Raw genomic sequence first — 14,818 nt, 5'->3', positions numbered from 1 at the left:
AGGCTCTCATTCTGTGGGCAACTGCCCTTAAATCTTAGGCCAGCGCCTCGATGTGCGCACCGGCAAACTGGTCCACCATCGCGCGACCAGCGGCCTCATCCATCAGGCAGAGCGCAGTGGACAGCGCGTCCGCCACAGCGGCCTTCGGTGCGGACACAGAGGCCAGCGCCTGAACGCTTGCGGCGCCGTTTGGCAGGAAGATGTGGCCTTCGGTGCCGGACAGCACAGTGGCCGACGGCGCGGAGGTTGCCAACGCACGGTCGGTCAGGGTTACGCGCGCAACAATGTCGCCTTCCGGTGTGGCCACACCAGCTTTCCAGCCAGCGCCATCTGCTTTGGTGCCCAGCGCGGCAACTTCGCCCATATCCATCAGCACGTTGGTCAGGCCTGCGTCTTTCATCAGCGCCACAACGCGGTCGGTCACGTAGCCCTGCGCGATGCCGTTCAAAGTCAGAGCCATGCCGTCGGTGTCAAACTTCACCGCTGCGGTGTCGAACTGCACGTTCTGCCAACCCACGAGGCCCTGCGCGTTGGAAACATCACCTTTGCCACCTTTGGCCAGCCACAGGGGCTGCACGGATGGGTCAAACGCGCCACCGCTGGCTTTGTGGATGCTGTCGCTCAGGCTCAGCACTTCCAGCAGCTCCGGCGCTGGTGCGCTCAGAACACCGTCACGGTTCAGCGTGGTCAGCGCGCTATCGCGGTACAGAGAGAAGATGCCTTCCAGACGGGACAGCTCAGCTTCGACTGCCGCGAAGATCGGCGCCGCCTCAGAGGCGCTCATGCCAGCAATCTTCATCTGCGCCGGTGCGCCCAGCGCGATGCCGGACCAGGTGGCAGTTTCGGTTGCGGCCATGGCCATACCGGCAGGCACAGCGGCGCTGGCGGCGGCGATGGTCAGAAAGCGGCGGCGGTTCAAACGGGTCATGACGGGGTCTCCAACGTCTGATCTAAATCTATCGGTCCAAGGACTGCTTCGGTGGGAATAGCATCCAATGACATAATTTGCCCACCCCATTGGGCCGCAAAATTTGCCGCTTCTTGCACTTCTTTGAACGGAACCACCTCTTGAGCGCCCATTCCACCGGCCACTTTGGCCCCAACCACAAAATGTGCGCCCTCTGCGAGCACCCAATTTTCGATTCCCGGCTGCGCCCAACTCTGCGCCGCGCCCATGTCGCTTACGTACACACCGATGATTTTGGCGTCCCGCTCGGGGCTTTTTAGATAGGCCACCATGTCGCGGGTCTGCGCAAAGAACAGCGGCGCGGGATAGCCCTCCAGATGGATCTGGCCTTTGGGGCCGCCATGCTCCGCCACATTCATCTGACAAAAGAAGCTCAATGCCTCTTCGGTCAAAGGCACCGGATCCGGCGGCGCCTCCGCCACCTCTTCTTTGCAAGCGGTTAGTGCCAGCAGGGCGGCTGCAACAAGGGCAATCCTCATGGCTCCACCCTCCGGAAGGCCAGCCGGGCAAAGGCAAAGCCCAAGAGCGGCCAGATCGCCAGCGACAATGGCGCCGCCCAGCTTGGCAGGGCCGAGGCCGCGCCCACCATGCCGCTGGCCAAGGCCACGCTTTCAGAGCTGGCGATGTTCCACAGTCGGAATGCATCTGCCGGGTTGGCCACCATCAGCCAGGGGAAGAGCGTTTCGGTGAACCAGCCACCGCTGTCCATCACCACCGCGCCCAGCAGGCCCAGATCGTAGAGCACCACAAAGATCAGCCAAAGACCCGCAGCCATACCCGCAGCCGCCGTCGCGGATTTCGCTAGGGAAGACACCATATAGCCCAACGTCAGGAACACGCCGCCCAGCAGGACAGATGTGCCAATCAACCGCAAGAGCGCCAAAACGCTGTCTTGCCCTGCGCCGCCCATGTAGGCAGCAATTGCCCCCGCGCTGCCAAACCCCACGGTCATGGCGATGGTCAGCGCCGCCAGGTGCGCCGCAAATTTGCCCAGCAGGATTTCCCCGCGCCCCGCAGGATAGCTTAGCAACAAACCCAGGGAGCCGCGCTCTGCATCGCCCGCTACGGCATCAAAAGACATCATCAGCGCCAGCAGAGGCGCCAAATAAACGGACAACGTTGTCATCGACGTGACCGATACGGTCAGCATGTCCACGCCCAACGTGCCGGTGGGCGCGCTGCCGGCGAAAGTTAGCGCCAGTGCAAACAGCACCATGATCAGGGTTGCCATAAAGAGCCAACGGTTGCGCGCCAGAATGCGCATTTCCGCCTGTGCAATAGCCAAGAACCGCATCAGTGCATCTCCTCTTTGGCGTAATGACGATAGAGATCCTCAAGCCGTGGCGGGGTGATGTCCACATCTGCAACCGCGCCCCCCATGGCCGCGATTTTCTGGAGCATTTCCATCTTGCCCGCCGCATCAATCTCAATCTCCACCGAGGCGCCATTCATGCGCCGTCCCCCCGTAACCTTCACAAGCGCGTCCGCATCCGAGGTCGCCCGCACCCGCATCTTGGTGCGCAGCCCGGCTTTGGCCGAAAGACCGGCCAATGTGTCATTCGCCACCAGGTGTCCTTTGCGCATGATCGCAATCCGATCCGTGCGGGCCTCCACCTCGGTCAGCGCATGGCTCGCGATCAACACCGCACAGCCGCCCGCTGCCAGCTCATCAATGATGGCATAGAGGTCTTGGCGCGAAATCGGGTCCAACCCACTGGTCGGCTCATCAAGTAGCGCCAGCTTGGGCTTACCCAACAACACCTGCGCCAACCCAAGCCGTTGCCGCATGCCTTTGGAATAGGTGCCAATGCGCCGGTCCAGCGCATCCGCTAGCCCAACCCGTTCCAGCAATCCGGCAATATCCGCTTTCTGCCCAGCCAGCCGCGCAAACAGGGTCAGTTGCTCGCGCCCTGTCAGAGCTGGATGAAAACTCACCGCCTCCGGCAAAAACGCCGTATCCGCGCGCGCCGCCGCGCTGCCGGGCTTATGACCCGCAATTGTCACGCTGCCGCCACCCAGTTTGGTCAGGCCCAGCACCGTTTTAATCAACGTCGACTTGCCCGCGCCATTATGGCCGAGCAGCGCCACGCGCTCGCCCGCGGAGACCGTCAGGTCCACCCCGTGCAACACGCGCGTTTTGCCCCGATCTTTTACGAGGCCTTGGATTTCTAGGATCTTATCCATCTTGGTCCACCTTCTCGGCCGCCCGTATTGCAGCTGGGGGCCGACTGGGTTTCATCAAAGGGTGGCTGTCCACCACGCCGCCCGGCAACAACGCCGGAAAAGCCGATTGCGACCACCGCACCATCTGCACCGCCGGAGACCCCAGCAGCATTTTCGCCGCCGGTTGGCTCCAGAGCACATGATCCATTGAATCGTTTGGTCGATAGGGGCTGTCCGCAAACCCATCGCCGTTCACGTCAAAGGCTGCATTGTCGCTCCAATAGTTGCCACGGCCCTCCTCGGACCACTCATGCCACTTGGTAGAGACAAATTTCACCTGCGTGCGGTTGCCCACAAAGGCATTGCCGACAATCCGGTTGTCCTGAGAGCCAGCGGTAAAGTGGATGCCAATGCCACAGCCCTCAAACCAGTTGTCGGAGAAGTCATTCTTGTTGGAATTATACAGGAAGGTGCATTTCTCTTTCGCACCCTTCACATAATTCCCGGTGATCTCGCTACGGTTGGCGTAGTTCAGCATCACGCCATGCTCACGGTCATTGATCGACACATTGTCTTTGACCTTCACATGGGTGGTGAACATCACCGCATAACCCAGATCATTACCGATGCTGACGTTACCAGTCACTTCCGAGCGATCCGCGTACATATAGTGCACCGCGAAGCGCAGCTCGCGGAACAGATTGTCCCGGAAAATGTTGCGCTTGGACGAGTTCACAAAAATCCCGTCGCGCCCCCATTTCACGTCGTTTTTCTCAACCACAGCCCCGGGTGCGTTCCACACATAAATCCCGTTGCCACGCCGGTTCATCAGCCGGTCCTGCCGTCCCTCAATACGGTTGCCCGCCACCAGCGCATCTTTGGCGCCGTGAATGTCGATCCCGTAGAGGTTGCCCAGCAATACATTGTCCAAAATCTGCGGCGCATAAGCGGTTTTCTTCAGCTGTATCCCGCTGTCGATCTCTTCGTGCCGGTCCCCAGAACCAACCACCGTCAGCCCGCGCACCACCACATCGTCGCCAGTCACTGTAATCACGGACCCGTTGCCCCGCCCGTCAATCGTGGCATGGCCCTGCCCGTCGAGCGTCACGGTTTTTTCTAGCACCACTGTCTCATTGTAGGTGCCAGCAGCGAGGCGAAGCACGTCACCGTCCTCCGCCTGCGCCAGTGTTTCGGAAATGGCCCCATCCCGCAGCGGCACGTCCCAGTCAGCCGCCAAGGAAGCGGAGGCCAAAAGAGCAAACACAGCAGAAAGGGACCATTTCATCATGACTTACGCACCTTTTGGCTCAACAAACATCCGGCCGCGCATCTCCATGTGGAGCGCGTGGCAGAACCACTGGCAATAGAACCAGTGCACACCGGCCCGTGCGGCGGTGAAGGTCACGGAAGAGGTCGCCTGTGGGCCCACTTCCATCGCCACACCAAAGTTCGCCATACAGAAGCCGTGGGTCAGATCGTCAATGTCATCCAGGTTGGTGACAATCACAGTGACCTCATCGCCTTCGGTGACAGTGAAGTCCTCGATGGCAAAGTTTGGCGCCTGGCTCGACATATAGACCCGCACCTTGTTGCCGTCGCGGATGATCTGGTCCTGCCAGTCGTCCAGATCCACACCGTCGATTTCCGCTTGTTTGCGGGCATCTTCCCAAATCGGGTCGTTGCGGTCATAGGCGTTTTTCGGGTTCACGATGTCACGACGTACAATGATGGAATCATGCGGTTCAGCAAAAGTTGGCCCATCATGCACCACTTTCATTTCGCTGCCCGTGATGTCGATCAATTGCTCGTTCTCAGGCTTCAAAGGACCGGTGTTCAGGAAACGGTCTTTGGAGAACTTGTTCATCGAGATCAGCCATTTGCCGTCGGCCTCTTTGGTTTCACCCATGGAGGTCGAGTTGTGGCCTGGCTGGTAGTGTACGTCCACTTTCTCAAGGATCGGATCCACATCTTCACCGGCATACTGTTTCACAGCCGCTTCGAGGTTCCATTTCACAACTTGAGAGTCGAGGAACAGAGTGGTGAAGCAGTTGCCCTGACCATCGTACGCGGTGTGAAGTGGGCCAAGACCCAACTGGGGCTCTGCCACAATGGCGGAGCGTGGATCGGCGTCTTTGTAGAACACGTCATCCAGCTTGGTCACATCCATCACAGACACGGTTGGGGACAGTTTACCTGCGATACAGACGTGCTTGCCGTCTGGCGCGGTGTTGATGCCGTGTGGCGAGTTTGGAATTGGTACGTAACGTGTGTAGTTCTTGTTGGAGCCCTTGCGGCCATCCACAACTTTCACACCGTTCAGTTCCTGATAGTCGCCGGTCTCGATCGCTTTCTCGATTTCCGCGATGTTGAACACCACCACGTGGTCCAGTTCGCTCTCGGTCATCTCCGCCAGGTTCATACCCATTTCGGAGTTATAAGAGGTCGAATAAGCGTACTTACCCTGGTAGTCACAGTCGGTGTTGTCGAGGTTACCGGTCACGATCACCTGCCACGCCACTTCCATAGTGTCGCCGTCAATCGCGGAGAAGATGTTCACGTATTTATCCGGCTCGTTCAGGATGGAGCCGTCGTTCACCAGCGGCGCTTCGTGCTCACCGTTTGCAAACACATAACCGGTGCGTGGGTACTTCTGCGGACGCAGGCCGTGGATGTCGTGTGCGTTCGGGATCTCGATGATCTTGTCACACTTCATCACGTCACAACGCACACGGGCCACACGGGTGTTGGCTTTGTCGTTCATGAACAGATAGCGACCGTCATAGGTACCATCTGTGAAGGACATGTGTGGGTGGTGAAGGTCACCGTTGTCGTAGGTCACTTTGCCGTTTGCGGCGAGGAACTCTTTGGTTTTGTCGGTCAGACCTTCGGTCAGAACCTTCAGCGATTCATTGGTCTGGCCCCAGCCGGTGGCGGAGCAACGGTTGAACACTGGCACACGCATCAGCTCGCGCATGGACGGCACGCCGAGAATACGCAGTTCGCCGGTCTGACCGGAGGACCAGAAGCCGTAGTATTCGTCCAGTTCACCTGGCGCCATGGAGGCTTTGCCCGCGGCAGCGGCAGGGCTTGCGCCACCCACCAGTGAACCGACACCGGTACCGGCCAGAACCGCGCCGGTCGCTGCTGCGCCCATCACACCACGACGGCTGACTTTCATATTTTTCAGGTCTTCAGACATTTTTCCCTCCTTAAAGGTCTATGCAGTCTTTGCATTTGGATGGTTGGCTGGAGCAGATTTCTTTGGAATCTTGATCTCAGCCGAGCCCGTTTTCTCCCGCCGCTTAAGCTGGCGGATCACAACAGGACATTTGGTTTCGCTCTGATAGAGCACCTGACAATGCAGGCAGTTCACGCATTCGTTCGGGTTGATTTCCCCGGTTGGGTGAATGGCCTGTACCGGGCATTCGTTGGCACAGGTCTGGCACGGGCTACCGCACTCTTTGTAGCGACGCAGCCAGTCAAACATGCGCATACGCGCAGGGATCGCGAGCGCCCCACCCAGTGGGCACAGATAGCGGCAATAGAAGCGTTCAATGAACAGCCCCGCCACCAACAGCGATCCGGCAAACACAACAAACGGCCAGTCACGTACAAATTTCAGAATGATCGCGGTTTTGAACGGCTCGACTTCGGCCAGTTGCTCCGCAGTTTCCAAAGACGCCAGCGACACGCCAAACAGTCCAAGGAAGATCATGTATTTGATCGGCCACAGGCGCTCATGCAGCCCCCACGGCAGGGTCCATTGCGGCACTTTGAAGTAGCGCGCAATCTGGTTGGTCAGCTCTTGCAGCGCACCAAACGGGCACAGCCAGCCACAGTAGGCTCCCCGCCCCCAGAACAACAGCGCCGCAGCAATGGCAAACCATTGGATGAACACCAGCGGATCCATCAGGAAGGCATCCCAGGTGAAACCGGAGCGCATGGAGTTCACCAGCGCCATGATGTTCACCACCGACAGCTGCGCGTTGGCGTACCAGCCCACAAAGAACAGGGTGAAGGTCAGATAGCCAATGCGGAACCAGTAGAACCGGCGCGCTTTCCATGTCGCCTGAAACTGGAAGAAGAACACAGCGGTCAGCACCAGAAGCATCACGCCAAGGATGGCAATCTCGGTGGTTTTGTCTTTCCAGATACGCTGCCACAGCGCCGCCTTTGCGGCCGCTTCGTCCGCCGCGCTGTCCACGACCGGTGCCACAGGCAACGGCAGCAGGTATTGATCTGGCAAACGGTAGCCAAGGTCCCAGGTCAGGAACACGCGATCCAAGGCACCAACGCTGCGCTGCACCAGAAGTTGCAGACGGAACGGTTGCGCCGGATCAAACTCCGCTTCCGCCGGTATTTTGAACAGCTCCAGCTCGACAAAGCTTGGACTGTCATCCGTGGCCAACGCCCGCAGGCGGCGGTGTTGCTTGTCAAAGAAGCGCACCGAATTATCGCCTTGGATCAGTTGGATACGGTCAAAGATACCACCGCGCACGTAGCCGGAGCCTTTGAAGCTATACTTACCGCGCCCCAGCACCAGAATGGCGTGCTCACCTTCGTCGAGCCACTCCACAAGGTTCTCATATTCATGATCGCCCAGCAGGCTGCGCCCAATCGACGGCACCGAGACCAGCGCCATGTGCATGTCGATGAAGGTGTCACCGGGTTCGCCCTTTTCTGGGCGTTTGGCGGCGCGCTCATCATCCATCTCGGCAAAGGCTTGGTTCACCTGCCCAACGTCCAACGTCATGCGCCGCACAGAGCCGTCACCGGCCATAGTGGTCCAGTCTTGAACCGCCTCGTTGGCCATATCCAACTCACGTTTGGGTCCGGTTTCCAAAACTGACAAGCCGCCAAGGCCCAAGGCCCGCGCCACTTTGATGCCGCCGCGCACAAGGCTGTCGTCGATCACCATGATCGTCACAGTCGCGCCGGAGATGATGTCCAGATCATGTCCCTCGCCGCCAGTTTCTGCCTCTACTTTGAGGTCCAGCCCGGCATAACCTTCGGTCAAGGCAACCATCTTGCTGTTGGGGATGCCGATAAGCACAATCGGCTCGCTGTGCGCCACCAGCTTCACACCGGTCAGCACCGCATCATCGTCAATCGCCGCGACCACATGGATCGGCTTGCCCGAATAGCCGGTCGTGCCGACAAAATCAGAGGTCAAAAACGCCCAGGCCACGGTCTCGCCGCCCTTGAGCACAGGCGCGACTTTCACGTCCTCGCGCACCGGGCCAAACGCGTCGGCACCGTCTGCCAATTCGGCAGGGTCTAAATCTGTCAGGAAAGACGCCAGGCTGTCGGCTTTGGCTACATCTGCCATCATGAGCCCAAAGGCACAGATCACTGCAGACACCCAGGTCAAAAATGCGCGCTTCATGATCACAGCGCACCTCCTTCTGTCGGGTTTGCTGTCATCACATGGCCCGCGCGGGCCATTTCATTTTGATACTGGGGCCCACACGGCGGCCCTCGGGTCATCGGGCGCTGCCAAGCCTTGCTGACAAACACAATCGCCCCCGCCATGTCGTTTCTCACCGACACCGCAAAAACACCCGCGCCATCCAACGCAACCTCACCGGGGTCAATTCCCGCGACACCGGCGCAGGTCACACAGGTCAGACATTTGGGGCAACTGCCGGGCGCCGGAGATGTCGGCGCGCGTTTCTCGACGCTGCCATCATCGCGCAGTCGGACCAGAACAGGTCCTGCATCAGCACAAATCTCAATCCAGTCGCTTCCAAGATCACCGCCCACATTCGCATGTGCCATCGGCGGGGCCATCATCTGCGCCACCAACGCCACAACGGCCAACAGCCCGGTCAAAGACCGGCGCAGGCACGCACATAGGGGCGAATCAAAGGACATTGGGCGCTCTCAAGAACTATTTGCTTGCGCCCTTGGTAGCCGTCCTTACCCATCGACCACTTGACTGTTATCAAGCGCCCCCCTCCTTTCCGACAAAAACGCACCCCAGCGGAACCACTTAGCCGCCCCGCCCGCGGACGCTCACCAAAACTTAACCCTAACCCACTGCATTCAAACAAAATACCGCTCCAATCCGAGGCAAATTTCACAGTCATGAAACTCCCGTAAAAAGTGCATTTTAGGACCTCGTTAAGACGCCGTCCCTACCACCATAACCACTAAGGAGTGAGTGGAATGACAACTTTAACGGGGTATTTGGTTAGTCTCGACGTGGGCGCAGACGGACTGGGCACAGAGGATCAGATCGACAGCAGCCTGGGTGGCAACGCTGTCTTCACACAACATGACATGCCCGTTGGCACAGGGTCCGTGACTTTCCCAGAACAGGGAACAGTCAGTGGCAGTTTCTATGTGCAAGACGGCCAGGCCTATTTTGTACCCGACGATACAAACTTCAATCCGGGTGACAGCCTCGGCTATATTGCCAGCTTCACCGAAGACATTGACGGCACCCGTGCCAGCGACACCATCACCGGCACCGACGACGCGGACGTGATCCACGACACCGACCTCGATATTTACAGCGGGACCGGTGACGACAATATCACCGCGGGCGGTGGTGACGACACCATTGTCTTTGGCGATGGCAACGACACCATCTCTGGCGGCGAAGGCAATGACCAGATTGGCCTCTGGACCACCGGGTCCGGCAACAACGCCCTCGACGGCGGCGCAGGCAATGACGTCATCATCGGCGGCGGCGGCAACGACCAGATCGTCGGCGGGACCGGCGATGACACCATGTATGGCGCGGGCGGCGACGACACGTTCATCGGCGGCGACGGCTCCGATCAGGTGTGGGTGACCGACAGTCAGCACAACGCGGTCATCGACGGCGGCGACGACGCCAGCGGCTGGGATCTGGTGGGCTTCTCCAACTCCACCTCCACAGACGGTGTGAACGTCACCTTCACCGGCGACAAATCCGGCACCTATGATTTCCAAGGCACCGATGGCTCCGGCAGCTTTGACGGCATTGAACACATCGCCGGCACCAGCTTTGGCGACACCATCGACGCCACCAACGTGACCACCTTCCAGACGCTCGAAGGCTTTGGCGGCGACGATTCCATCATTGGCGGCAGCGGCGACAGCTACATCTACGGGGGCGACGGCAACGACACCATCGATGGCGGCGACGGCAGCGACAACATCTATGGCGGCAGTGGCAATGATGAGCTGTCCGGCGGCAGCGGCAACGACAACTTCTATATCGACACATCCGACGACGTCACAAATGTCGACGGCGAAGGCTGGTGGGATGAAATCTACTTCACCGCGGACGCCTCGAACGCCGGCGTAAACGTCACCTATACTGGTGACAACGCGGGCTCCTACACCTTGGAGAAAGCCTCGGGCGATTTTGCCAATGTGGAAATGCTCAACACCACCTCCAACGATGATTACATCGACGCCAGCGCATCAACCGGTGGAGAGCTCGCCTCCTTGCGCAGTGGCAACGACACCTTCTTTGGCAGCAGCGGCGATGACGAGGTCTGGGCGGGCACCGGCGATGACAGCATCGACGGTGGCGCAGGCAACGACGAGCTTGTTGGCGAGGAAGGCAATGACTTTTTGGACGGTGGCACCGGTGATGACACCATCTACGGCGACGAGGGCGACGACACCATCACCGGCGGCTCCGGCAACGACGAGTTGCACGGCGGGGACGGCAACGATCTGTTCAATGTCTACGCCACAGCCGACGCAGACAATGGCGATGTCTTGGAACCTGCCGTCCTGGACCTCGGCGGATTTGGCGAAGTCAAACCCGCGATTGCCGAGATTGGCGAGATCGACGTTTATGACCCGCCGCCAGAAGATGACGCGCCAGAGGGCGAGCTGGAACCAGCCGTGATGCCTGGCGAAGACGCCCCCAAAGAGGAGGCCTCTGCCAATACAGTGACCATCGACGGCGGCGCCATGCACGACACCCTCTCCATCGACGCGGGGGACTATGCCACCGGCGCCACGGTAACCTACACTGGCGACTCCGCGGGTACCTTTGAAACCGGCGGGGTCAGCGGCTCCTTCAGCAGTGTCGAGGAAATCCACACCACCGACAACGCCGACCACATCGACGCCTCCGCCGCCAGCGACGGCGCCACCTTTGTCACCGGAGACGGGGACGACACGGTCATCGGCTCCAGCGGGGACGATTCCGTTGACGCGGGCGCAGGCAACGACAGCGTCACCGGCGGCGAAGGCAACGACACCCTGGAAGGCGGGGCTGGCAACGACACGCTGATTGGCGGAGCCGGACAGGACAATCTGCTAGGGGGCACAGGCGATGACCTGATGCTCGGCGGCGCGGACGCCGATAACCTAATCGGCAAAGAAGGCTCCGACACCCTGGTTGGTGGCGCTGGCAACGACTACCTCGCCGGCGGCGACGACAATGACACCTTTGTGCTCGAAGATGACGGTGGCTTTGACAAAATTGCCGACTTCCGGATCGGCGGCGAAGAGTTCGACCAACTCGACGTGTCCGAGCTGCACAACGCAGATGGCCAGCCGGTCACCGTCAACGACGTTGTGGTCAGCGATGATGGCTACGGCAACGCGGTGCTCAGCTTCCCCAACGGCGAAGGTGTGCGTCTCATGGGGATCGATCACGAGATCCTCGACAAACCCATGCTCAACGCCATGGGCATCCCTTGCTTCTCCACAGGTGCGATGATCACCACGCCCAATGGCACGGTGCCGATCGAGCATCTGCGCGTGGGCGACAAGGTGCAGACGTTGGATCATGGCCCGCAGCCCATTGTGTGGATTGGCAAACGCCATCTGACACAAGCGGACCTGCGAGCCTTCCCGAAACTGCGGCCCGTGTTCATCCGCGAGGGGGCGCTTGGCAACACCCGCGACATGCTGGTCTCGCCACAGCACGGCATGATGACCACGCAAGACGGCGACACACCGCAGTTGGCCCGCGCCATTCACTTGGCCCGCAACGGCGGCCCCGGTTTCCGCATTGCGCAGGGCGTGCGTGAGGTGACTTACTATCACCTGATGTTTGAGCGCCACGAGGTCATCATTGCCGACGGCGCCCCATCGGAAAGCTTCTACCCCGGCCCCATGGCGATGGGCGCCCTTGGCACGGCAGAGCAGCGCGAGATAGCCCATCTCTTCCCGGCGCTTCTGACCGGCACAGGCGCGGCCACCTATGGCCCCACCGCCCGAAGGTTCCTCAAACGCCGCGACCTGTCGCGTGACACCGCCGCGCTGTTTGAGCCAAAACGCGCCTTTGCCTGACACCCACAAGGCCCGCAGCACTCCCCGCTACGGGCCTTGTTAAGACATCAGTTAACAAAAACTCGCACCTCCGCGAAACAGTCGCAATACCGACAGAATACCGGCGTGCAAAATCGCCAAAGGTTACCCGTTACCCCCCAAGCCGCAGCCCGTCTTTGTCAAAGAAATGTGTGCGCTCTTCGGGGAAAGCCAATCCCACGGCATCACCTTCGGTGAAGGCCTCCTGATCCCCGTCCACACGCACCACAACCTTGTCGTCCTGACCAACATCAACAATCAGGAAGGTATCCGCGCCAAGGTACTCAATAACCTCGATTTTTCCGTCACATTGCCCCGCGCCAACCGCGCAAGTCCGAATGTGTTCCGGCCGCACCCCAACCTTGCTGGCAACCCCATTGAGCCCAAAGGCTCCATTGCCCCCAACGCTTAATTGATACTGCGCATCTCCCGCGTTCGCCGCGCAGTCCAAGATGTTCATCTTCGGACTGCCAATGAACTGCGCCACAAATAGATTCGCTGGTTTTTCATAGAGTTGCCGCGGCGTTCCCACCTGCGCAATGGTGCCAAATTCCAGCACCACAATCCGATCCGCCAGAGTCATCGCCTCGACCTGATCATGCGTCACATAGATCATCGTGCGCTTCAGATCCTGATGCAGCTTGGCAATCTCATAACGCGTCTCAACCCGCAGCGCGGCGTCCAGATTGGACAGCGGTTCATCAAACAAAAACGCCGTCGGATCGCGCACAATCGAGCGTCCAATCGCCACCCGCTGCCGCTGCCCCCCGGACAGGTCCTTCGGCCGCCGATCCAGATACTCGGTGAGTTTCAAAACCTCCGCCGCCTGCGCCACCTGCCGGTCGATCTCGTCTTTCTTAACCCCTGCTACTTTCAGGGAAAAACCCATATTCTCCGCCACTGTCAAATGCGGATACAGCGCGTAGGATTGAAACACCATCGTCAACCCACGTTTGCTTGGCGGATGGTCGGTGACGTCGTTGCCATCGATCTCAATCGCCCCGCGAGATATGTCTTCCAACCCGCCAATCATGCGCAGCAAAGTCGACTTGCCACAGCCGGACGGCCCCACAAAAACAACAAACTCGCCGTCCTGAATATCAAGGTCCACACCTTTGATGACCTGCGCGGATCCAAACCACTTCTCAACCGCTTTGAGTGATATCGCGCCCATCAGTTTCCTCCCGCCCACGCAAGCCACACAGCCGCGGTCCAGGTGAAGGTCCCCCCGCCTGCCGCGCTGCCGGTAAATGGATCAAAATATTCAGCAAATCCGTGTTCCTCGATCAAATCGCCGGTCTTTTTGGCCAGTGTTTTGGCCTCATCTTCGTGCCCCATATCTGCGAGCCCCATGCCAATCAGCATGTTCACAATCGCCCATGTCGGACCACGCCAGTAGCGCCGTGCATCAAAAGTGTCCGCCTCCGGATCATTGCTCGGCACCGGGTAGGTCACCCGCTCCATCACAGCCCGCAACCGCGCCAACATGTCCTTGTTTTCGACCCCCGCGAACCAACACAAATAGGACGCATTGGACACACATCCGGCCCATTCGCCACTCAACACATCGCGGCTGTCATAGCTGCCCAGCGCCGGGTTCCACAGGGTTGCCGCGCCTGCTTCCAGCCGCTTAATGTCCGCCTCAAGTGTTGCAGTATCCGCGCCCAAAGATTGCCCCACCGCGCGCAGATCGCGGGCGGCACGCAACGTCGTGAAAGTCATGGTAGGATCAGCAACACGGAAGGGGCTCTCGGCCAGCATCGCGGCCTGATCCCACTTCAACCGACGGCCAATCTGCACCAATTTGATGTAGCGGTCGTAGTCAAATTTTGTTGGACGGTCGGCGCTGTCCACATGTTGTGTGTCACGCCGGGTGTATTCGCCCACATCCGAGGCATCCATGCGCTGCATGGTGTTGTCCCAATCGGGTGCATTGTCCCGCCCCGTTTCCCACGGGTGGGTGGTACAGACCGCGCCTCGGTGCAACCGCCAGCGCATGATCCAGCTGTGCCATTTCAGCATCTTCGGATAGAGCGTCTCAATACGCGCGCGTCCCGCTTCTTCATCCTGTGCCCAGATCAGGCGCGCCATAGTGGCGGCAATTGGCGGCTGAATGATCCCGGACGACGGAATTGGGCCCTCGCAGCCCCAAACGTCCGGTCCTGGGAAATACCCCGGATCACTCTTGTGGAACAAGATGTGTGGCACCATGCCGTCATCCCATTGACCTTGGAACAAGGTCTCGATCTCTACCCACGCGCGGTCCACATCAAACTGCGCAAAACCAAGTGCGGCCACGGCGCTGTCCCAGTTCCACTGATACGGATACAACCCAGCCGTCGGCACCGTGTATCCGCCACGATCATTGGTGATCAGGACCTGTTTCGCTTCGGCACTAATATCCTGAGAAGATGTCATTTT

Annotated in this window: 11 protein-coding genes; 1 reads left to right on the top strand and 10 read right to left on the bottom strand. The window is 59.5% G+C overall.

All coding sequences use genetic code 11. The features are described from left to right. Positions 1–34: 34 nt before the first annotated feature. The 8 genes from SIB92_RS20490 to SIB92_RS20455 are packed head-to-tail and all read right to left on the bottom strand — an operon-like array spanning position 35 to position 9,004. Positions 35–928 carry an FAD:protein FMN transferase gene (locus SIB92_RS20490; protein ID WP_412553748.1) on the bottom strand — a complete coding sequence of 298 codons (894 nt, stop codon included), beginning with the start codon at positions 926–928 and terminating at the stop codon, positions 35–37. After that, positions 925–1,446: a nitrous oxide reductase accessory protein NosL gene (locus SIB92_RS20485; protein WP_412553747.1), complete on the bottom strand. Its 522-nt coding sequence runs from the start codon at positions 1,444–1,446 to the stop codon at positions 925–927. Before SIB92_RS20485 ends, SIB92_RS20490 begins: the two co-directional genes overlap by 4 nt. Beyond that, positions 1,443–2,264, bottom strand: coding sequence for an ABC transporter permease (locus SIB92_RS20480; RefSeq protein ID WP_412555880.1), 822 nt, complete (start codon positions 2,262–2,264; stop codon positions 1,443–1,445). The genes SIB92_RS20485 and SIB92_RS20480 overlap by 4 nt, the downstream gene beginning before the upstream one ends. Continuing rightward, on the bottom strand, positions 2,261–3,151 hold the full coding sequence (locus SIB92_RS20475; RefSeq protein ID WP_412553746.1) for an ABC transporter ATP-binding protein: 891 nt from the start codon (positions 3,149–3,151) through the stop codon (positions 2,261–2,263). Before SIB92_RS20475 ends, SIB92_RS20480 begins: the two co-directional genes overlap by 4 nt. Next, positions 3,144–4,418 carry a nitrous oxide reductase family maturation protein NosD gene (locus SIB92_RS20470; protein WP_412553745.1) on the bottom strand — a complete coding sequence of 425 codons (1,275 nt, stop codon included), beginning with the start codon at positions 4,416–4,418 and terminating at the stop codon, positions 3,144–3,146. The genes SIB92_RS20475 and SIB92_RS20470 overlap by 8 nt, the downstream gene beginning before the upstream one ends. A 3-nt stretch (positions 4,419–4,421) precedes the next feature. Continuing rightward, positions 4,422–6,329 carry a TAT-dependent nitrous-oxide reductase gene (gene nosZ, locus SIB92_RS20465; RefSeq protein WP_412553744.1) on the bottom strand — a complete coding sequence of 636 codons (1,908 nt, stop codon included), beginning with the start codon at positions 6,327–6,329 and terminating at the stop codon, positions 4,422–4,424. An 18-nt stretch (positions 6,330–6,347) separates the two neighbouring features. Then, positions 6,348–8,516, bottom strand: coding sequence for a 4Fe-4S binding protein (locus SIB92_RS20460; RefSeq protein WP_412553743.1), 2,169 nt, complete (start codon positions 8,514–8,516; stop codon positions 6,348–6,350). A 2-nt stretch (positions 8,517–8,518) separates the two neighbouring features. Then, a complete protein-coding gene (locus SIB92_RS20455) occupies positions 8,519–9,004 on the bottom strand; it encodes a DUF2946 family protein (protein ID WP_412553742.1) in 486 nt (161 codons plus the stop codon). Positions 9,005–9,298: 294 nt separating this feature from the next. Here SIB92_RS20455 and SIB92_RS20450 point away from each other — a divergent pair, with 294 nt between their 5' ends. After that, positions 9,299–12,379: a Hint domain-containing protein gene (locus tag SIB92_RS20450; protein ID WP_412553741.1), complete on the top strand. Its 3,081-nt coding sequence runs from the start codon at positions 9,299–9,301 to the stop codon at positions 12,377–12,379. 130 nt (positions 12,380–12,509) lie between these two features. On the opposite strand, the gene SIB92_RS20445 is transcribed toward SIB92_RS20450, so the two are convergent. Together SIB92_RS20445 and SIB92_RS20440 are read right to left on the bottom strand one after the other, a co-directional pair. Beyond that, a complete protein-coding gene (locus tag SIB92_RS20445; RefSeq protein WP_412553740.1) occupies positions 12,510–13,571 on the bottom strand; it encodes an ABC transporter ATP-binding protein in 1,062 nt (353 codons plus the stop codon). Then, the gene (locus SIB92_RS20440) at positions 13,571–14,815 is read right to left on the bottom strand and encodes an MGH1-like glycoside hydrolase domain-containing protein (protein ID WP_412553739.1); all 1,245 of its coding nucleotides are present in this window, start codon (positions 14,813–14,815) and stop codon (positions 13,571–13,573) included. The genes SIB92_RS20445 and SIB92_RS20440 overlap by 1 nt, the downstream gene beginning before the upstream one ends. Between the last annotated feature and the right edge of the window lie 3 nt (positions 14,816–14,818).

This window comes from Shimia sp. MIT1388, from assembly GCF_047124445.1.
Lineage (GTDB): Bacteria > Pseudomonadota > Alphaproteobacteria > Rhodobacterales > Rhodobacteraceae > Shimia.
Note: the sequence above shows the minus strand (reverse complement) of the source record. Positions and strands in the feature narration are given on the sequence as shown.